Below are 21,316 nucleotides of genomic sequence, written 5' to 3'. Positions count from 1 at the left end.
ATGAGACAGTACGTCCGGACACTTGAATCAAGAGCTATCGTCCAGAGTATGTCTCGAAAAGGCAACTGTTACGACAACGCAGTAATAGAAAATTTCTTTGTGATTATGAAGTCGGAGTTCCTCTACATAAAAGAATTTGAAAATGTAGAGCACTTTAAAATAGAATTAGAAAAATATATAGATTATTATAATACGAAACGGATTAAGGCAAAATTAAAAATGAGCCCGGTACAATACCGGGGTCACTTCATTATAGTGCTCTTTTTTTATCATTTGGATGTGCCTTTCAAATTAAATTTCGTAACAACCTATTAAAATAACGCTTTTATTGAATTTCATCCTTAACAAAATTTAATTACTCCAATGAATAAACATGCCACAGTATCGTATTTTAATAAAAACTATAAAACAGACATACTTAACACTAATAGTAGAATTTTTCTTCTTCATCAATTTCACTTCTTCTCTTTTTATAAACATAAAAAAGGAGCTCTATTTATATAGAACTCCTTGCTAACTTTATAATTTACTAGACTGTAACCCCTGAATAAACGGAACTACTTCAGGATTTACAAGCGATGATAAATCACCTAATTCTTTTCCTAAGTAAGCTGCTTTAATAACACGGCGCATTACTTTAGAATTACGTGTTTTCGGTAAATCTTCTACAACGTGGATGTCTTTAGGACACAACGCTTTTCCAATATGAGAGTTTACTAAACTCATTAATTCTTTCTTTAATTCTCCTGTGAATGTTACATGGTCTCTTAATACTACAAAACAATGACAAACTTCACCTTTTACTTCGTCAGGTACACCAATTGCAGCAGCTTCGATTACATCGTTATGTTTCACAAGAATAGATTCATATTCAGCAGGTCCAATACGTTTACCTGCAATATTTAACGTATCGTCTGAACGCCCTGTGATGATATATTGTTCACCATCGTAAATGACCCAGTCACCGTGGACCCATTTATTTTCAAAACGCGACCAATATGTGTTTACGTAACGTTCATCATCTTCCCAGAAGCTTTTCGTCATACCTACCCAAGGTTTCTCTAAGCATAATTCTCCGACTTCATCTCGAATTGGTTTACCTTGATCATCCAGTACGACAGCTGCCATTCCTGGTAAAGATGCGTTAAAACTAATCGGTGCTATTGGCTTAATAAGAACATTACCGAAAATCCCACCAGAGATTTCAGTTCCACCTGAGTAGTTACAGATTGGGACATTTCCTTTTCCAACTGTTTCAAACAGCCACATCCATGGATCAGGATTCCAAGGTTCTCCTGTTGATGCGAATACTTCCAAACTCTTTAAAGAATGTTTATTGACATACTCATCACCTTTTGCCATCAATGCTCGGATTAACGTTGGCGAAATACCTAGATGAGTAATCTCATATTTATCAACTGTCTCCCATAACCGGTCTGCTTCTGGGAAGTCTGGAACACCTTCGTACATAACCATCGTTGCTCCATTAATGAGTGAACCGAATAATAGAAACGGCCCCATCATCCAGCCCATATCAGTTACCCATAATACACGATCACCTTGTTTAATATTCATTCCAAATCCTGCATCAAAAGCTGCTTTCAAAGGAAATCCTGCATGCGTGTGTACTGTTCCTTTCGGCTTACCAGTCGTTCCTGATGTATAAATGAGCATTAATGGATCATCACTTTGCATTTCCTCGGCATGTATGAATGGTTTTTCTTTTTCTAGCGTATTCCACGAAAAGTCATAGTTATGTGGTGTAAAATCATTTCCTGCATGACGAACGATAACAACTTTTTCAACAGTTGGGCAATGTTCACAAGCTTTATCTACTTCATCTTTTAAAGAAACAATTTTACCGCGGCGTGAAAATCCATCTGCAGTAATAATCATTTTTGAACCCGCCGCTTGCACACGTGTCATAACTGCATCAGACGCAAAACCTGAAAATATTGGTGAAATAATTGCTCCAATTTTCATTACAGCTAACATCGCAACAACTGTTTCTGGAATCATCGGCATATAAATTGTTACACGGTCACCTTTTTCAATACCCGCGTGTTTCAAACCATTGGCAACACGGCTTACCCAGTTATCAAGCTCTTCATATGTAAATGATTTTGAAGTTCCATTTTCTCCTTCGTACTGAAGTGCTGGCTGTATTCGTGTCTCTTCATCCGCAAGCCAGCGGGATAAAGCTGATTCTACAACGTTACATGTTCCGCCATTATACCACTGTGCAAACGGTGTACCATTTTCTAAATCTAACACTTCTGTATAAGGTTTCATCCATTGATAGCCAACTGCTTTTTCTGCCTCTCCCCAAAGCCAAGCTGTTTCCTCAATAGATTTATTATAAAAAGTTTCATAGTCTTCATATCCCAATGATTTCATCCAACTATATAAACGTGTTTTTTCCTTATACTCTTCTGTTGGAAACCAAACTGCTTGTTTCAATGTTTTCCCCTCCTTAACTTTTTGAGCAAGAAAGCCCTAAATAGGGCTTTTAAACTGGATATACAGGATGTTTACGATCTGTGAATACTTGATATTTACTCATATACATTTCGAAACGTCCTTTTAACTCTTCACGTAAATTGTTTGGATGAACAATACCATCAATCACCATCTCTGATGCTAAATGGTATATATCGATATCTTTCTTATATTCTTCACGTTTTTCAGCAATGAAGCTAGCACGCTCTTCTTCTGGTAAAGCTGCAATTTTATTTGCATATACAGCATTAACCGCAGCTTCTGGACCCATTACCGCAATAGAGGCTGTCGGTAATGCCAGACAGCAATCTGGTTCAAATGCTGGACCTGCCATCGCATATAAACCAGCGCCATATGCTTTACGAACAACGATAGAAATCTTCGGTACAGTTGCTTCACTCATTGCAGAAATCATTTTTGCACCGTGGCGAATAATACCGGCACGCTCTACTTTTGTACCGATCATAAATCCTGGTACATCCGCAAGGAATAATAATGGAATATGATATGCATCGCATAAATTAATAAACTTAGCAGCTTTATCAGCTGAATCATGGAATAATACGCCGCCCTTCATACGCGGCTGATTTGCAATAATACCAACAGGCTTACCATCAATACGTGCTAAGCCTGTAATTAGCTCTTGAGCAAATAATTTTTTTACTTCATAGAATGAACCTTCATCAATAACTCTATTAATGAGATCTTTCATATTGAAAGGAGCATTTTGATTTTCTGGAATGATTTGTTCTAACGTTTTATCAAATTGTTTCGGTTCTTGAGGTGTAACCAATGGAGTCTTTTCTAAGTAGTTATTTGGAAAATATGAAATGTATTGTCTTGCTTGTGTAATCGCATCTTCTTCTGTCTTACATAAAACATCTCCGCATCCTGATACAGAGCAATGCATACGAGCTCCGCCCATCTCTTCTAAAGTTACCTTCTCACCGATAACCATCTCAGCCATACGAGGAGATCCTAAATACATAGATGCATTTCCTTCTACCATCATTACAACGTCGCAAAAGGCTGGAATATAGGCACCACCAGCTGCAGAAGGTCCAAATAATAAGCATACTTGAGGAACTTTACCTGATAATTTCACTTGATTATAGAAGATTCTTCCTGCACCACGGCGCCCTGGGAACATTTCTACTTGATCTGTAATACGCGCTCCAGCAGAGTCGACTAAATAAAATAACGGAACACGTAGTTTTTCAGCTGTTTCTTGAATACGTAAAATCTTTTCAACTGTGCGTGATCCCCATGATCCAGCTTTTACAGTAGAATCATTGGCCATTACACACGCAGTACGACCATGTATTTTACCCGTTGCCGTTACAACGCCGTCCGCAGGTAAGCCTGTTTGTTCACAGTTAGCAAATAATGCATCTTCTACATATTCGCCATTATCAAATAGGAGCGCTAAACGATCTCGAACAAATAATTTTCCTTTTGCTTTATTTTGTTCATGATATTTTGGTGCGCCGCCTTGTTTAATTGTTTCAACTCGTTCTTCAAATGTATTCGATTGTTGTTTTTGATCTAACATATTTACTCCCCCTTATACGTTGGTGTGCGTTTTTCCTTGAATGCTTGTAATCCTTCTAATCTATCTTTCGTATGGATTACACCCTCATACGCTTGTTTTTCCATTTGTAATCCGGTATGTAAATCAACTTGAATACCGTTTGAAATCGCTTCTTTTGCTAATCGAACAGCAATAGGTCCATTACTAGCAATTTTCTCTGCTATTTCAATCGCTTTCTCTTCAAGTAAATTAGCTGGTACAACAAATTCTACTAAACCATATTCTTTTGCTTCTTGCGCTGAAATACGTCTACCTGTATAAATTAATTCTTTCGCTCTACCAACTCCAATTAATCTCGGTAAGCGCTGTGTACCACCTGCTCCCGGTATAATTGCAAGTGTCGTTTCAGTAAGACCAAGACTTGCAGATTCAGCAGCAATTCTAAAATCACAAGCTAAACTTAATTCCGTACCACCACCAAGTGCGATTCCATTTATAACAGCAATAACTGGCTGTGGTAATTGTTCAACCATCTCCATAGTAGTGCGAATCATACTAACAGCATGGCGGACTTGTTCTTCATTCATATCGGCACGCTCTTTTAGATCAGCACCAGCACAAAATGCTTTTTCACCAGCACCAGTCAAAACAACTACACGCGCGTTTGAATCTTCACTTATTTGAGTTAATATAGTTTGTAATTCATCTAATAATGCCAAAGATAATGAGTTTGCTTGTCTCGCACGATTTAACGAAATCTTTACTACGTGAGGTGTTACGTAATCAACGGAAATGTTTTGTAATTGTAGCATCTACTCACCTACTTATCGTTTTATGTTGAAGCGCTCTATACACATGACTCGGTAATTGGATATTTAACTTACTTTGAATAAATTGACTAGCTCTCAATAACTTTTCTTCGTCTATATTCGTTTGGACTCCTAATTTATGGAGCATATGTACTAGGTCATCAGTAGCAACATTACCTGATGCTCCTGGTGCATAAGGGCAGCCCCCGAGTCCACCACAAGAACTATCAAACGTTGTAATACCGTATTCTAATGATTTAACTACATTCGCTAGAGCCATTCCATACGTATTATGAAAATGCATGGCAAACTGCGAAGCATCATACTTCTTTAATAGATGTTCTAATACTTGTTCTACTTGTAATGGATTCGCTACACCAATTGTATCCCCAAGAGAAACTTCATAAATGCCGTATGAAAATAGTTGATTACATAATTCGTCAACTGCTGCGAGACTTATATCCCCTTCATAAGGACATCCAAATACAGTAGAAACATAGCCTCTTACCTTTTTCCCTTCGAATAATGCCTGTTTTGTTATATCTTCGATTACAACTAATGCTTCTTTAATCGATTTATTAATATTACTTTTATTATGAGATTCACTTGCTGATAAAAAAACATTCACCTCATCTACATTTTGCAAAAAAGCTCGTTCCAAACCATTTTGGTTCGGAACAAGCGCAGCATATGTAACATTGGGATCCCTTTTCAGCTCAGAAAACACATCATTTGCATCCGCTAATGATGGGACCCATTTTGGGTGAACGAATGAGGAAACTTCAACATACGACAATCCTGCTTCTGTAAGTAGTTGAATCCATTTTACTTTATCTTTTGTGCCAACAATCTTTTTTTCATTTTGTAAACCATCACGTGGTCCTACTTCTTTAATGACAGCAAAATTAGGTAGTTTCAATTGGCTTCCCCCTATATCTCCCTATTCAATTTCTAATAATACATCTCCTTCATTTACAAAATCGCCTTCTTGCACATTAATTTTCATAACTGTGCCGGCTTCTTCTGAAATGATTGGAATTTCCATTTTCATAGATTCCAAAATGACGACATCCTGCTCTTCCTCTACTGTATCTCCTACTCCTACAACAATCTTCCAAACGTTTCCTGCCATCGATGCGTATACTTTCGTCATCATTTTTTCCCCCTTAATATTGTTAAATCTTATTTTTTAACGAGTTGTTTCGTTACAAAACCCGTTGTATAAATACCCTTTTTGAACACTTCGTCTTCCAAAACTTGCAGTAGCATTGGCGTGTTCGTTTTAATACCTTCTACTTTTAATTCTTCTAGAGCATCATGTAATTTCGAAATTGCTTCTTCACGAGTCTCGCCATGTGCAATGACTTTCGCAATCATTGGATCATAGAAAGGTGTAATCGTTACATGATTTTCTAAGAAGTGATCAATTCGTACATTTGACGGTAATATTAAATCTGTAATTTTCCCAGGTGACGGGAAGAATGTTTTCGGATCCTCTGCATAAATACGAGCTTCAATGGCATGACCACTACGTTTTACATCATCCTGAGTAAATGATAGTTTCTCTCCACTTGCGATAAGGAGTTGCTGTTCTACAAGGTCTAATCCCGTAATTTCTTCTGTCACTGGATGCTCTACTTGTAATCTCGTATTCATCTCTAAGAAATAGAAGTTCTTCTGATCATCTACAAGAAACTCAACTGTACCTGCATTTGTATAGCCAAGTGCTTTGGCAGCTTGTACAGCAACTTCTCCCATCGCCTTTCGTGTACCTTCATCTAAAAATGGTGAAGGTGCTTCTTCGATTACTTTTTGATTTCGGCGCTGTACCGAACATTCACGCTCCCATAAATACACTGTGTTACCATGTGTATCTGCTAAAAGCTGAATTTCAATATGATGCGCATCTGCTATATATCGCTCTAAATACATTTCTCCGTTACCGAAGAAATTTTGTGCTCTTGTTTTATTACTTTCAAATGCTTTGGTGAGCGTTTGCTCAGTTTCCATCAACTGCATACCAATGCCTCCGCCGCCTGCGGATGCCTTAAGCATTAATGGATAACCAATTTGTTTTGCAATTTCAATTGCTTCTTCAGCAGTTTCAATATTTGTAGTAATACCTGGGACTACTGGGACATCTGCTGCTTGCATTGCGATACGTGATTCAATTTTACTTCCCATCTTCGTAATGATTTCTTCTGAAGGACCGATAAATACGATTCCTTCTTCTTTGCAGCGAACCGGAAAAGACGGATTCTCTGATAATAAACCATAACCCGGATGAATTGCTTCTGCATTTGTCTTCTTAGCTATTTCAATAATTTTTTCAAGGTTTAAATAGCTTTCTTGAACACGCGGTCCACCTACTAAGTAAGCTTCATTTGCCATTTTTACATGAAGGGCATTTTCATCTGCTTCAGAATAAATAGCAACAGTGCGAATGCCAAGTTTTTGACAAGTTTTCATAATACGAACAGCGATTTCCCCGCGATTCGCAATTAATATTTTTTGAAACATAGTGATTCCTCCCTTTTATCTACATCCTAAATGTCTAGCAATTACGAGACGTTGAATTTCAGAAGTTCCTTCACCAATTTCTAATAGCTTCGCATCACGAATATGTCGTTCAACTTCATATTCACGCATATAGCCATATCCACCATGAATCTGTACTGCTTGATTCGCAATACGACTTGCTGCTTCCGATGCGAATAGTTTTGCCATAGCCGCTTCTTTACCGAAAGGTTTATCGTTATCTTTTAACCAAGCTGCTTTATGTACTAAATTACGAGCTAACTCTACTTCAGTCGCCATATCAGCTAATTTAAATTGAATCGCTTGGAAATTAGAGATTGACTTTCCAAATTGTTGACGTTCTTTCGCATATTGCAATGCACGTTCAAAGGCTGATTGCGCAATACCAACTGCCAGTGCTGCGATTGAAATACGCCCTCCATCAAGTGTATATAAAAATTGTTTAAAACCTTTATTTACATCACCAAGAATATTTTCTTTCGGCACACGAACACCATCAAGTACGATTTCACAAGTATTAGAAGCACGAACACCCATCTTATCGTAGGGACTAGAAATCGTTAACCCTTCACTCGTAGTAGGCACGATAAATGCAGAAATACGTTTTCTACCATTCTCTTCAACGCCATTGACAGCGGTTACAATAATTGTATTTGCATACTCTGCGTTTGTAATCCAACACTTCTCACCACTGATTACATACTCATCACCATCTAATACCGCTTTCGTTTGAGTACCACCTGCATCAGATCCAGCATTCGGCTCCGTTAATCCGAAGGCACCTAATGTTTTACCTGACGCCATTGGAACTAAATACTTTTGTTTTTGTTCTTCTGTACCGAAATAATAAATTGGAGAAGCACCTAATGAAATTGTTGCAGCATAGCTTAAACCAGTGCCACCACAAGCGCGACCAATTTCTTCAACTGCTAATGCGTACGATACCGTATCGCCGCCTGAACCTCCATACTCTTCTGGGAATGGGATACCTAGTAATCCTAGTTCGCCCATTTTTTGAAATGTTTCATATGGAAACTCTGCAGTTTTGTCATAATATACAGCTTTCGGTGCAATTTCCTTTTCAGCAAAGTCACGTACCATTTCTTTAATCATTTGTTTTTCGCGAGTTAGAGTAAATTCCATTCCGCTACACACCCCTTATCGAATATTGAGTTTCGACAGCGTGCGAGTTTCTACTACAAACATAACAACTTAAAAGACAAGAATATTAGTTAGACAATTGCTACAATTCTGTCATAACTTAATTTTAAAACAGATTCTGTACTAATGCACAAAAAAATTCCTACATTGTTCTACAACAACATAGGAGGTTTTGTGTCGAATTATGTAATTTATTGTTTAATAATCTCTACCTTTTCCCGAATCAGAAATTTCTACTAATGCTTCAGGGTATGGTTCGAAATACGTTTGTCTTAATAAATACTTTTCATCAAATCGAATGGCCCATGATTTTAAAATTGTAAGTAAACTACTAAGCGGTATTTTCTTTTCTGCATACTTTTGTAACAGTTCTATAAAATGATCTTTTTCTTGTTTTTTTAGCTTTGTTTTAAAATATCCAAAAATGTGCTCGCATACATTTACATTCGATGTATAACGGGGTGTGCGCATAAATAATTCATATAAAGTCTTCTCATAGTTTTCAAATACCACTTCAATCTTTTCATTTTTGTGATTTGCAATTATACGCCCTAATTCCTTTTGTTTCACCTGATTATATGCCATAAATAAATATTTATTGTCCGACTGAAACGATACAAGGTCTTTCATATTTTTATTATGTTTAATCATTTTGTAATATGCGATTGTAAATAGTCTTGTAAAGAAATGCTCTCTAATAATAAAATTCGACAATCTGCCTTCCTCTTCAATAGGAAGATACGAAAATTTTTTTACTACTGCTCCGCCAAATAAGCCAGCTCCTTTTCCCTTTGCTGGCGCTTTTTCAAAACCAGAATAAATTTTCACATCACGCGTACCACAACTTGGTGAACGATTCTTTAAAATAAAACCATCCACATCCGATATCGTTTGTAAAAAGTCATTTGAAAACTGCTCCATTTTTTCAGTTACATCTTCTCGTGTCGACGGTTGCACAAGTCTATTCTCACCATTTTCTTCTACAATTCGTATCGTTTCACGAGGAGTCCCCAATCCAATCTCGACTTCTGGACAAACAGGTATAAATGTAACAAATGGCTGCAAATTTCGTATTGTTACATCTGGAATCATCTCCCCATTATAACGACAAGCATCAAATTCTAAACATTTACTTACGACGATTGTAGGTTTTGCAAATTGTCGCATCTTATTACCTCCTTATTACTAGTCTGTATAATATAAATTGTACTAAGATTAACATTTTAAGCAAAGTTTGATTCAGTTATTTTTATGAGAAATATATATCCAATGATATATTAACAATCATTCAACTCTATTTTCTATAAATGTGCGTCCTATTAATGAGGGTTTAGATATTGTGAAATGAATAATACACACGTGCTTCGGAGAAATTAATGATTAAGAAAGGAGGGATTGTTATGAAAAAGAAATTATCATCTATTTTAAGTGTTTTAGCACTATCTATTATGTTTTTAGGTACATCTACGCAAGCTGAATACGATGGAAATAATATGAATAGAGTTAATAACACTGATATTTCAACTCGAGTAAATGACAATAACTTAGACAGAGTTAATAATGATGTAAGAACTCGAAATGTAAATACAACAAATGATTTAAATGATAATCGTGATAAAAATAATAATTGGGCTTGGCTTGGTTTATTAGGACTAGCAGGATTATTAGGTCTTAGAAGAAGAGACAAAGAAACACGCTGATTTAGAATGTTTTTAGTAAACAAGTACTTATTTATCAAAAATATATAATGAAAATAAATCGCCTTTTTAAAGGCGATTTATTTTTACTTAAAAGTAATGTATGTAATTCACACTTCAACGATTAAAATCGTGGAGTTAATCCATACAATATAAATTGAATCGTATTTTCAATTTCCGCTTCATCATTCCATCTTTCTTCAGGCAATAATAAAAATCGTGTTAATAATAAACCTAATACAGCTGATAAAGTAAGACGTAATACGGAAGATGACGGTATCTCAATAATTTCCCCTTCTTCTTGAAATTTCACAATTAACTTTTTGAAATGTGAAAACAGTTCTGTTTCTATTAATTGCTGTATTTCATTTTTTAGTTCTGGTTGAAATGGTACTTCTTGAATTAATATTTTTATCATAGGGAAGTGTTTTTGAGCAAATTTAAATCTATTATGAATTACAACCCTTAAAAGTCCTTCATACGATTCATACTCCGATTTAAATATTTCTTTTGCAAAGGTTTGTACGAAAAATGGTGCAGCGAACTTAGTTAAAGTTGGCATTACGACCGCTAGTAATAAATCTTTTTTTGTTTTATAGTAGCGGAAGATGGTTCCTTCCGCTACACCAGCACGCTTTGCAATTTCACTTGTTGAAGTTGAAGCGTATCCTTTTTCTCCAAACATATCAACAGCCGCCTCTAATATACGCATTTGACGTTCATTTCGTTTATCCGTGTTAGTTACAGCTATTAATTCCTCCAGCCAATCCTTCTGCATTTATAAAGCTCCTTTTTGTCATTATTATATTTTGCGATGTTTCTTTAAAGCAAATACATTTCCTACTGCAAATAATATTGAAAAAAGTAATAATACAGTAAGATCTAATGCAATCTCTGTAAACCCTTGATTCCGAATCATCACTTGTCTCATTGCGTCAGCGCCGTATGTGAGCGGAAATAATTTCCCTAACATTTGTAGCCACTTGTTCATAGATTCCATTGGAAACAATCCAGAAAAGAAGATTTGTGGCACAATAACAAGCGGTATAAATTGAATCATTTGAAATTCATTATTTGCGTATGCCGATAAGAACGTACCTAATGTTAGTGCAGTTAAAGAGAGCATACATGTAATAAGTAGCGTTAGCCATATGGAGCCAGCTACATATAAATCTAAAATATAAACGGAAAAACTTACGATAATAATGGATTGTATAAAGGCAAAGATTCCAAAACCAATAATATAACCTGCGACTATTTCCCATCTTCTTACTGGGGTGGATAATAACCTTTCTAGCGTACCACTTAAACGTTCTCTTACGAAGGATACACCTGATAATATAAATACAAAGAAAAATGTAAAGAAACCAATTAATACAGGACCAAGCCCATCAAACATCGTAAAGTCTTTAGAGCCATGTAAATAATTTACTTCAGGTTTCATAATCGATACATCATTCTTCTCTGTGCTTTTTTGCAATACTTGAAGTACAGCACGATTTTTTGACGAATCACTACCTTCCAACAGAAGTTTCATTTTTCCATTCTCTATTCGAAGTACTGCATCTACCTTTTGTTTTTCTAACTCAGAAATCGCGTTTTCTTTACTGTATTCATAAATTGACGCTTCTTGATTTTTCATCACTTTTACTATTTGAGCGGGCATATCAACAACAGCAATTTGCGGTATATAGTCTTTTTGTGTAAACACTAGCGATAATAGCCAAAGTAATAACATTGGTGCCCCAAACATCATCGCTAACGAACGCTTATCTCGAAAAAATTGGCGAATAATACGAATGATTACACCAGTAACTCTCATGATGACACCACCTCTTCCAACAAAAAGACATCTTCAATCCGTCCAGATGACACGCTTTTTTTCAATTCTTCAGTTGTTCCAACCGCAACTAGTTTCCCTTCTCTAATTAACCCTAGACGCTCACAAAATTCAGCTTCATCCATAATGTGTGTCGTTACAATAATCGTTGTACCTTTCTTTTTAAGTTCATAAAATTTTTCCCAAATCGTTTTTCTAAGAAGCGGATCTATCCCCACTGTAGGCTCATCTAAAATTAATATTTCTGGTTCATGGAGGAGTGCTATTGCTAATGATAAGCGTTTTTTCATTCCACCTGAAAATTGTTGTACTTGCTTTTTCATATACTGTGACAATTGTACAAGTTCAAAAACCTCTGCAATTCTTGTCTTTTTACGTTTTCCCTTTAGTCCATACATCGTTGCTATAAAATCTGCATTTTCATATGCTGACAATTCTTCGTATAATGCATCCGCCTGGGCCATATAACCAATTCTTTTCATTTCATTTAAATTAGGCATATTAGTATTATTAACTAGCACTTCACCTTTCGTTGCCTCATTAATACCTGCAATCATTTTAATGAGCGTTGTTTTCCCCGATCCAGAAGGTCCAACAAAACCAAAAATTTCTGCTTTTTCAACTTGCAATGAAAGATTGTGTAACACTTCTTTTTTCCCAAAACTTTTTGATACAGTCCGTAAAATAATTGAAGGTTGTTGCACGTTTCATCCTCCTTTTCCAATAAAATGAGTGAGTACTCACTTTTATTTTACCCTTGCTTAATTATATGTCAAACTTCATTGATTAGTATGTATGTTCAATCAACGATATGAAACAATGAAACAGAGTCGACATTAGCATTTCATTTCCTAAAGTCGACTCTGTTTCATTTAAACTATAAATTTCACTTTACGTTTTTAAATTCATATACTTCCGAATTCTAGCAACATCTAAAGAATATTCAATAACTAATTGCTGTAACGGTAAAATAACTGTGTCAGGATATAAATGTGCATATTGTAATGTTTCTGCATATTTTTCTAACCTTTTTTCTAAATACTTTATTATTTGATCAGGATGACTTACTAATAAACATTTACAATAATAATGTATTTGTTCCTCAATCGCCGTGTATTCTTCAATTTCATATTCTTTATGCATGTGTACACCCCTTTAAGTTTTTTACATGAATTACTTATCACAATTTTCACTCGACAAATTTTAAGTTTTTTGATTATTTACACTATAACAAACACTCAGGGTCAAATTTTGTTACTTTATGTAACGTAGAAAATTTTTAACAAAATTGTAATGTTAACTCCTGCAAAATACATAAAACACCTTTACTCATTATTGTATAAAAAAATCGTACAACTTAATTTAGCTGCACGACTACAATCTCTGGCCTATTCAAAATTCTTTGCGGAATGATACTATTTCCTAATCCTCTACTCACTACCATTGATGTATTTTGTTCTACATATAAACCTGCTGTATATTTAGGTAAAACACCTTGATTTGGAGCAACTAATCCCCCGATAAATGGCAATCTAACTTGCCCTCCATGAGCATGTCCCGATAAAACCAAATCCAACCTCTCATTCGTATATTCCTTTATAAATTCAGGCCTGTGGGATAATAATACATTATATCTATCTGGCTGCATTTCAATTTTTGCTTTTTTAATTTCATCTATTATAATATTTCCTTCATCACGGTTTCCAGTACCAAACTCTGGATCATCAATACCTAGCAAGTTTATCTCTTGCTCACCCTTTCGAATGCCTACATGTTCATTCCTTAAAACATTGACACCATATTTCTTCAACTCTTTTTCTAAACTGTTATACTTTCCAGACCATTGTTCATGGTTTCCTGTCACAAAATATACAGGATACTTCTTTACCATTTCTCGTATTAATTGCATACTAACTTCTGCATCGTATGATTTACTGTCAATTAAATCACCCGTAATTGCAATAATATCTGGGTCTATACTTTTTATTTTTTGAATTAACACATCTTGATTATCGCCAAATTTTTTATTGTGTAAGTCTGAAATTTGTAGAATTTTATACCCTTTAAAAGAGGATGGTATTTTACTAGAGGTTATTTTAATCTCAGTTATACTTATTAAATTGTTCTGTAAATATAAAAAGATTGTAAAACCTACTAATATACAAATAATCATTACAATTCTATTAATCTTCTTTTTCATATTTTCTCCTTTACATTCTCATCAAACACTTCTATATGCTAACTGAATTATATTATACTTTCTTGAAATTTATTTAAATTAATAAAATAATACATTACATGAAATTTCATATGAGATATGTCATATGTATTCGTTATATTTTTACTTTTACCTTTTTAATAATAAGAATACAAAAACGACTCTTATCACACGAAAAGAGTCGTTTTCTAACTTTATACTTTTAATACTTTCATGTTAAAAATGCGAAAACTAAAATACTATTACCTAAGAGCCTTAACTATAACTTTAGTTGCCTCTGCAATGAGTTGATTATCATAGGTTGCCTCTTTCTCATCTTTACTAGATAAAATTGCGATGATAATTGGTGCTCTATTTGGAGGCCAAACGATAGCAATATCATTTCTTGTCCCGTAACTGCCAGCACCTGATTTATCTCCAACTACCCAGTCAGTTGGTACGCCTGAACGAATAAGTTTGTCCCCTGTAGCATTCCCTTTCATCCACTCTGTAAGAATTTTACGTTTTTCAGCTGGAAGTGCATTTCCGACCGTAAAAGCTTTAAGATTCGTAGCAATTGCTTTCGCTGTACTAGTGTCACGAATGTCTCCTGGAATAGCTTCGTTTAATTCTGTTTCAAAGCGATCAGACATAGTAATCGGATCCCCCATCTGCCTAAGCGCGTTTTCATATCCTTTAGGTCCGCCTATTTTATTAAATAAAATGTTCCCTGCAGTATTATCACTTGAACGAACAGCAGCCTCAGCAATTTCTCCTAGTTTCATTCCAGTATCTACATGTTTCTCTGTAACAGGTGAATAATCCACTAAGTCTTCTTTCGTAAATGTGATTACTTCATTTAATGTATCAATTGAGTTTTGCTGTAGTAATACTCCTGCGGCTAAAGCCTTGTAGGTTGATGCGAAGGCAAATCTTTCGTTAGATCGATAAGAGATTGTTTGATTTGTACCAGTATCAATCGCATATACACCTAATCGAGCATCAAATTTTTTCTCAAGTTGAGAGAACTCTTTATGCGTCGCCTGATTTTTATGTTTCACTTGTCCAGTCTTTTCTTTCGCTTCAACTTGCAGTGCCCCTCCTGTAAAAGCTTCTAGACTTGTAATACTTAAACCTAATATACCAACGCATATTCCTATTTTTAGCATCCTCTTATTTTTCAAAATCATCATTCCTTCCAAATTTTTAGCACCTTTTTATACGTACACATAATAGACAATCACCGAACCAAATTTGTTCCATAAACTGAAAAAAATTTTATAGCTAGTATGAGAGTTATTAACAAAATAAGAGATAGTAGCTATGATCGCCGCTATCTCTTATTTCACATTTCATTTTTTTACTTATAAATGGCTTTATATAAACAGGGTCTATTGCCTGAGAAAATTACTCTAATTTTGCTTAGAACTACCTGTACTAGTAGATTCACCATGTATACGTTGCTGTTTTAAATCAAAGTATACATCTAATACTTCCTTTCCAATTATAGAATTAATTCCATTTTTATCATCATGAAGCCATGGAACTACTACGGAAAATGCTACTTCTGGATTATCATATGGAGCATATCCAACTAACGTTAAGTTGTAACATTCCATACGTTCTCCTTTTGCATTTCTACCAATCGGGTCATCTCCACCATATACAGTTTGGGCTGTTCCTGTCTTTCCTGCTGGTTTATATGGCGCGTTTTTGAAATATTTCACGCCAGTTCCATCACCTTCTTGGAATACCCATCTAAACCCTTCTTTTATCCGATCAATATGTTCTTTCTTCATATCAATTCGATTTAATACCACAGGCTCTATGGAACGTATAACTTTGCCAACCTCTTCTTTTATTGATTGTTCTCGTATTTCTTGTACAATTTGAGGTTGCATTCTATAACCACCATTCGCAATCGTTGAAATATATTGCGCTAATTGCAACGGCGTATACGTATCATACTGACCGATAGAAAAATCTAGTAAAAACCCAGGTTGACTATCTACTTTTCTCGTTTGTCCAATTATTTCATTCGGTAAATCAATACCTGTTGGGACACCTAAACCAAATTGCTTGAAATAATAGCGCATCGTATCAAATGCTCCTTGTTTAATATCCAATGAGCCATTTGGTACGTAATTAACTCCCGCAATTTTTAAAGCTGTCTGGAACATGTATACATTCGAAGATACTTGTAAAGCCCGTAAATCATTAATATTACCAAATCCGGATACATTCCACGATTTCTTAGCTTGTGTACCTTTAAATTTCATCGGCGCGTCATAAAATTGATCTCCTGGATGTATTGCCCCTGTCTCATATCCAGTTAATAAAGTAGCACCTTTTACAGCTGACCCTAGCTCATACGAAGTTGTCATGTTTCCTAATGCCAAATCCTCAACCTCTATTTTCCCTTCTTTTTCTACAATCTTTTTGCCTGCCATTGATAAAATTTGTCCGTTATTTGGATTCGTCATGACAACAAAAGCTCGATCGAGCAGTGGCTCTGAACTCTTAAAAGCTCTCAAGTTTTTCTCTATACTTTCTTCCACTTTCTTTTGTAATTCCATATCAATCGTTAATGTTAAACTATTACCACTTTTTCCTTTAGAGATTATTTCTGTGCTAACAATGTTTCCTGATTTATCAGTAATATTTTTTACTTCTTCTTTTGTGCCGTGTAATACATCTTCATATCGTTGTTCAATATAACTTTTTCCAACACGATCATTACGGTTATATCCACGTACTAAATAAGAATCTAAATTTTCTTTCGGTAATCCTTCTTCACTACTCGTAATATTTCCTAATACAGAACGAAATAAATTACCGTTTACATAATTACGTTCCCAATCAACAGTTGCATCTACTCCTGGAAAATTCGCAAGATTTTCGCTTATGCGCGCATACTCTTCATCTGTTACATCTTTTTTAATGATTTGTGGTGTTAGTTGATAACCTGAACTCATTTTACTTTTAATAGCTAACACCTTTAAATCTTGTGCTGTTAATTCTGCTAATTCTACCTCTGTAACACGACCTCGTCTTAAGTCTTCTATTTTTTTATCTAACTCTTTTCCCTCTATACCCTTTTCTTTAAACTTTTCTATATCTTTCTTAGTAATCTTTGTCTCCGCACGTTTCGAATTCAACTGCATCCAAAAATCTTTTTTATCGATATCTGTTAATTTATTTATATCTTGTTCAGGCATTTCAAGTACTTTCGCCAAGTCTTTTGCTGTTTTTAAAATATCTTCACTCGTAATTCCCTTCACCCTTGTATACGTAATTGTGCGAAGAGATTTATTATTAACAACTGTTTTCCCTTCTCGATCTAAAATTTGTCCACGTGGAACTGGAATACTAGTTATTGCATTTTGACTACTTTCCACTTGGTTCTTATAAGCCTCTCCCTCAACGATTTGTACCTTTCCTAGCTGCATAATAATAGCTGAGAATAGTACAAATATGCAAAGGAACATTATATTTAATCGAATAGATATATATGTCTTCTGCTTCTTGCCTTTTTGTTCTTTCATAAATCCTCCATTTAATCCTTTCAGGAATTGCTACAAATACTAAAAGCATTCCTTATATATTAGATACCGATAATCGGTTATAAATATCGCCTCAATTTTTTGCTTAATCCTTGTAAGCAACCATTCCTTTTCGTTTAGCTACGGCATTAATAACTCTCCCTTCTTGTTTTCTCTCTATTTTTTTGCCGCTTGCATTAGAAGTGCTAAACTGTATAATGACTCTTATTAAACTTACATATAGACTTGCTAGTAAATTTTCATGCTAATTATTCCTTTCTTCATGCTTTAATACTTAATAGACAACCTAAACAATAAAGTTGTTCCACATTTACAAAAAAAATAATTAAATATAAGATGAAATAGGCTACATAAGGGAGGGTTATATGTTACATACAAAAAGATGGAGATTTTTTGCGGTTCTTTCTATTGTAGTTTTGATTTTACTAATTTTATTAAAAATCAACTTCATTTCAATTACTATCGCAACTTCTTCAGCTGAAAGAGGAAAGATTTTTGATAAAAATGGTGTAATACTAGCTACAAATAAGAAAGTTAAGTCTCTATATTGCACTTCTAATGATGAAAGGCTATCGAAACAAGATACATCAAACACACTAGCTTTTTTCAATCAATTTTCAAGCGAGTTTCAACATGATATTTCTACAGAGAACATAAAATCTCAATTACAACAATCTTGTAAAAAGCAGACTATGAATGATATACCGTTATACTCTGATATAACTGAGAATGAACTTGCATTCATAAACAAAAACAAACCCAATAATGTAATAATTAAAGATGAATGGATTCGGTATTATCCTAAACACGAAATTGGTTCACAGGTAATTGGGTATGTAGAAAATGACCTTAATTCAAAGCATATGGCTGTTGGAAAAAGCGGGATTGAGCTGCAATATGAAAATGATTTAAAAGGAAAATCAGGCAAAACTCTTATTTTTAAATTGAATAATAAAAAGTTCTTATGGAACATTCAAAACGTACAAAAAGGAAAAGATGTGTGGCTAGCTTTAGACTCTAAGTTGCAGCAAAAGGCAGAAGAAGCATTAAGATCTCAAATAAAGAATACACCTGATGCTAAAGCTGGTTATGTTGTAGTCACCGATGTAAAAACTGGCGCAATTTTAACTATGGCCAACTCGGCAGTATTTAATCCAAATACACATGTATCATCTAAAAATGAAAACTTTAAATCACTTTCGCAAAATAAAGCAATTCGAAAATTAAAGTATGGTGAATCTTATGTAAATATGGCTTCGACTATAAAGCCACTTACTATTTTGATTGGATTAAACGAAAAGCTTTTTCAACCTGAAGATACTTATTTAGATAAAGGTACTTTTCAGTATGATAATCAAAATAACATTACGAATGCACCTGGAACGCCAACAGGTGAGATTACACCGAGACAGGCTATCATTAATTCATCTAACACATTTATGACAGCAAAAGTAGCTCTGCCCTTATTTAACCAAAATAATGGAAATATAGAAAAAGTGGCACATATATGGACAGATTATTTAATGCAATTTGGCCTACGTTCTAAAACCGGGATTGATTTGCCCTTTGAAGAAGACGGACAATATGAATTGCATCCATCTAATAAATTTGAAAATGGGATTTCTGCTTTATTAAATGCCTCTTGGGGAGGAAATGAGGTGCATACTCCTCTTCAACTCGCTCAATATGCAGCAACTTTGGCAAGTAAAGGTGATAAATACAAACCTCAAATTGTAGGTGCTACTATTGGTCAAGACGGTAAGGAAACAAAAAAGTTTAAACCAATTTTAGAAAGTTCAAACCGTTATCCTATGGAATTTTGGCGTGTCGTGCAAGGTGGAATGAGTCAAAATATAGAAGAGATTAAAAATTTACCTTTTCATGTCGCAGGTAAAACGGGTAGTACAGGTTCTCCGAATGAGCAAGAAAGAATGATAAATCATTCTCTTTTCATTTCATATGCTCCTACCGAAGATCCACAAATCGCCATTTCTGTCGTTATTCCTGGTAGTAATTCAGAAAAAAACATCGCTGCTCTCGTTACAGCAGAAGTTTTAGAGTTCTGGCATACACTTCAATAAAAAAATAAAAACAAAGAGGAAGGTTCATTAAAATGAACCTTCCTCTTTTACCATATAGAATCTATATTTATTATTTTCCACATACCTTCATGATTCTTTTCGAAGACAAATGAATATTTAATATCCGTTAAAACATACTCTTTCTGTACATACCCAGTATTACCGTTAAATGTCGATATTTTTATATATCTATCATTCTGCACTTTTTCCGGGATCCAAGCTTTTACCATTTCATTAGATACTTCATATAAAACTTGTGATTCTCGTTTTGGTTCAGCTAAAATTTCCGTTTTGTTTCCAGTAACAGTTGCATATATAAAGTGTTCTTGCTTTGATTGATTACTTTCTGTCATTCCACTTGGCACTTTGTAAACTTTCTTCTTATCATTTACAAATTCTCCCCCCATTGCAAGGGCAACTTGCAACTCATGAAAAATATCTTCATCAAACTTCAATTCATCCTTCTTATAACTCTTCCCTTTAAATAGAACTTCATCATTTAACGCTTTATACAGGTCATTTTCATTTTTTGAATTTGTGCTTTGATATAAATCATTCATAAATTGTTTTAATGATGGGTCTTGAGCAGATTCATCTTTTGTTTTAGGCTTAATTTGAGTACTACTTTCTACCGGTGATTTATTATCATCCGGCCAAGGTTGTTGAACAATAAAAAATAACATTGTACAAACCAACACAACTAAAACAGGCAATACTTTTTTACGAAATGGTCTCTTATTTGTTACAGAATCCACTTCACTATTTTGATATACCGATTGCTTTATTTTATAAATAAATTCTTCTTCATCTTTCCGATGCTCCATTGGGCCTTTTTTCAATTTACTATACCAGTCAGGATTTTGTTTATTGTTCATCACTACTACCCTCCCCTATTAGTTTTGAAACTTTACTTCTTGCTCGGCTTAATCTAGATTTGACTGTTCCAATTGATACTCCTAATGTTTCAGCCATTTCTTCATAAGATAATTCATATTTTGCGTCCAATATAATTATTTCACGGTGCTTTTTAGGTAGTTTTAATACAACCTTCCACACCTCATTCATCTCTTCTTGGTTAAAAAATTCTTGTTCTGCTGACAGGGATTGCTTATCGTCACTAAAAAATCCTATTAAAGATATCCTTTTAAAATAAGAGGATTTCAAATAGTTTATTGCCGTATTTCTTGTGATTTTTAATATCCACGTTTTAATAGATGACTCCTTTCGAAATGAATTCCAATTTTTAAACACCTTTATAAATACATCTTGCGTGATATCATCTGATAAATGTGGATCTTTCGTAATAATAAATGAATAATTCCATACATCTTGCCAATAGTCTTTTATAACATAGTCCAGCTCATCATGATTACACTTTTCAATAAACGTCTGTTCCATTT

20 protein-coding genes are annotated in these 21,316 nt (G+C 34.6%); 3 read left to right on the top strand and 17 right to left on the bottom strand.

The annotated features are described in order from the left end of the window. On the top strand, nucleotides 1-315 hold a 315-nt coding region (locus ACTJJY_RS30240), incomplete at its 5' end, for an IS3 family transposase (RefSeq protein ID WP_440607305.1). Between the two features lie 204 nt (nucleotides 316-519). Here the strand turns inward: ACTJJY_RS30240 and ACTJJY_RS30235 are convergent. From ACTJJY_RS30235 to ACTJJY_RS30200, 8 genes are all read right to left on the bottom strand, one after another. Further along, nucleotides 520-2,460 (bottom strand): AMP-binding protein, encoded by a 1,941-nt coding sequence (locus ACTJJY_RS30235; protein WP_440607304.1) that lies wholly within the window; start codon nucleotides 2,458-2,460, stop codon nucleotides 520-522. 49 nt (nucleotides 2,461-2,509) lie between these two features. Continuing rightward, nucleotides 2,510-4,051 carry an acyl-CoA carboxylase subunit beta gene (locus ACTJJY_RS30230; protein ID WP_000886755.1) on the bottom strand — a complete coding sequence of 514 codons (1,542 nt, stop codon included), beginning with the start codon at nucleotides 4,049-4,051 and terminating at the stop codon, nucleotides 2,510-2,512. Nucleotides 4,052-4,053: 2 nt separating this feature from the next. Next, nucleotides 4,054-4,842 (bottom strand): enoyl-CoA hydratase, encoded by a 789-nt coding sequence (locus tag ACTJJY_RS30225; RefSeq protein ID WP_440607303.1) that lies wholly within the window; start codon nucleotides 4,840-4,842, stop codon nucleotides 4,054-4,056. Between the two features lie 4 nt (nucleotides 4,843-4,846). After that, entirely contained in the window at nucleotides 4,847-5,758 is a 912-nt protein-coding gene (mvaB, locus tag ACTJJY_RS30220) for a hydroxymethylglutaryl-CoA lyase (RefSeq protein WP_440607302.1), read from the bottom strand. A gap of 21 nt (nucleotides 5,759-5,779) precedes the next feature. Then, the gene (locus ACTJJY_RS30215) at nucleotides 5,780-5,995 is read right to left on the bottom strand and encodes an acetyl-CoA carboxylase biotin carboxyl carrier protein subunit (protein ID WP_001987345.1); all 216 of its coding nucleotides are present in this window, start codon (nucleotides 5,993-5,995) and stop codon (nucleotides 5,780-5,782) included. Nucleotides 5,996-6,021: 26 nt separating this feature from the next. After that, the gene (locus ACTJJY_RS30210; protein ID WP_440607301.1) at nucleotides 6,022-7,359 is read right to left on the bottom strand and encodes an acetyl-CoA carboxylase biotin carboxylase subunit; all 1,338 of its coding nucleotides are present in this window, start codon (nucleotides 7,357-7,359) and stop codon (nucleotides 6,022-6,024) included. A gap of 15 nt (nucleotides 7,360-7,374) precedes the next feature. Continuing rightward, the gene (locus ACTJJY_RS30205; RefSeq protein ID WP_000397282.1) at nucleotides 7,375-8,520 is read right to left on the bottom strand and encodes an acyl-CoA dehydrogenase; all 1,146 of its coding nucleotides are present in this window, start codon (nucleotides 8,518-8,520) and stop codon (nucleotides 7,375-7,377) included. 216 nt (nucleotides 8,521-8,736) lie between these two features. Continuing rightward, nucleotides 8,737-9,705 (bottom strand): YbgA family protein, encoded by a 969-nt coding sequence (locus ACTJJY_RS30200; RefSeq protein ID WP_440607300.1) that lies wholly within the window; start codon nucleotides 9,703-9,705, stop codon nucleotides 8,737-8,739. Nucleotides 9,706-9,938: 233 nt separating this feature from the next. Here ACTJJY_RS30200 and ACTJJY_RS30195 point away from each other — a divergent pair, with 233 nt between their 5' ends. Continuing rightward, nucleotides 9,939-10,238 carry a WGxxGxxG family protein gene (locus ACTJJY_RS30195; RefSeq protein WP_000728157.1) on the top strand — a complete coding sequence of 100 codons (300 nt, stop codon included), beginning with the start codon at nucleotides 9,939-9,941 and terminating at the stop codon, nucleotides 10,236-10,238. Nucleotides 10,239-10,359: 121 nt separating this feature from the next. Here the strand turns inward: ACTJJY_RS30195 and ACTJJY_RS30190 are convergent, their stop codons facing one another. The 7 genes from ACTJJY_RS30190 to ACTJJY_RS30160 all read right to left on the bottom strand — a co-directional run bounded on the left by ACTJJY_RS30190 (nucleotide 10,360) and on the right by ACTJJY_RS30160 (nucleotide 17,817). Further along, on the bottom strand, nucleotides 10,360-11,013 hold the full coding sequence (locus tag ACTJJY_RS30190) for a TetR/AcrR family transcriptional regulator (RefSeq protein ID WP_440607299.1): 654 nt from the start codon (nucleotides 11,011-11,013) through the stop codon (nucleotides 10,360-10,362). A 24-nt stretch (nucleotides 11,014-11,037) separates the two neighbouring features. Then, nucleotides 11,038-12,057, bottom strand: coding sequence for an ABC transporter permease (locus tag ACTJJY_RS30185; protein ID WP_440607298.1), 1,020 nt, complete (start codon nucleotides 12,055-12,057; stop codon nucleotides 11,038-11,040). After that, nucleotides 12,054-12,779: an ABC transporter ATP-binding protein gene (locus ACTJJY_RS30180; RefSeq protein WP_440607297.1), complete on the bottom strand. Its 726-nt coding sequence runs from the start codon at nucleotides 12,777-12,779 to the stop codon at nucleotides 12,054-12,056. The genes ACTJJY_RS30185 and ACTJJY_RS30180 overlap by 4 nt, the downstream gene beginning before the upstream one ends. A 187-nt stretch (nucleotides 12,780-12,966) precedes the next feature. Then, a complete protein-coding gene (locus tag ACTJJY_RS30175) occupies nucleotides 12,967-13,218 on the bottom strand; it encodes a hypothetical protein (RefSeq protein WP_000548621.1) in 252 nt (83 codons plus the stop codon). A 214-nt stretch (nucleotides 13,219-13,432) separates the two neighbouring features. Further along, nucleotides 13,433-14,275, bottom strand: a complete 843-nt coding sequence (locus ACTJJY_RS30170; RefSeq protein WP_061884181.1) for a metallophosphoesterase — start codon at nucleotides 14,273-14,275, stop codon at nucleotides 13,433-13,435. Between the two features lie 260 nt (nucleotides 14,276-14,535). Further along, nucleotides 14,536-15,462, bottom strand: coding sequence for a class A beta-lactamase Bla1 (gene bla, locus ACTJJY_RS30165; protein WP_440607306.1), 927 nt, complete (start codon nucleotides 15,460-15,462; stop codon nucleotides 14,536-14,538). A 222-nt stretch (nucleotides 15,463-15,684) separates the two neighbouring features. Then, nucleotides 15,685-17,817: a peptidoglycan D,D-transpeptidase FtsI family protein gene (locus tag ACTJJY_RS30160; RefSeq protein ID WP_440607296.1), complete on the bottom strand. Its 2,133-nt coding sequence runs from the start codon at nucleotides 17,815-17,817 to the stop codon at nucleotides 15,685-15,687. 383 nt (nucleotides 17,818-18,200) lie between these two features. Between ACTJJY_RS30160 and ACTJJY_RS30155 the strand changes: the two genes are divergently transcribed. Then, on the top strand, nucleotides 18,201-19,916 hold the full coding sequence (locus ACTJJY_RS30155) for a peptidoglycan D,D-transpeptidase FtsI family protein (protein WP_440607295.1): 1,716 nt from the start codon (nucleotides 18,201-18,203) through the stop codon (nucleotides 19,914-19,916). 47 nt (nucleotides 19,917-19,963) lie between these two features. Here the strand turns inward: ACTJJY_RS30155 and ACTJJY_RS30150 are convergent, their stop codons facing one another. Together ACTJJY_RS30150 and ACTJJY_RS30145 are read right to left on the bottom strand one after the other, a co-directional pair. Further along, nucleotides 19,964-20,791: an SH3 domain-containing protein gene (locus ACTJJY_RS30150; RefSeq protein WP_440607294.1), complete on the bottom strand. Its 828-nt coding sequence runs from the start codon at nucleotides 20,789-20,791 to the stop codon at nucleotides 19,964-19,966. After that, nucleotides 20,781-21,314 (bottom strand): RNA polymerase sigma factor, encoded by a 534-nt coding sequence (locus ACTJJY_RS30145; protein WP_000438330.1) that lies wholly within the window; start codon nucleotides 21,312-21,314, stop codon nucleotides 20,781-20,783. Before ACTJJY_RS30145 ends, ACTJJY_RS30150 begins: the two co-directional genes overlap by 11 nt. Between the last annotated feature and the right edge of the window lie 2 nt (nucleotides 21,315-21,316).

It is taken from the genome of Bacillus sp. 22475 (assembly GCF_052044835.1).
GTDB classification, from domain to species: domain Bacteria; phylum Bacillota; class Bacilli; order Bacillales; family Bacillaceae_G; genus Bacillus_A; species Bacillus_A cereus.
Note: the sequence above shows the minus strand (reverse complement) of the source record. Positions and strands in the feature narration are given on the sequence as shown.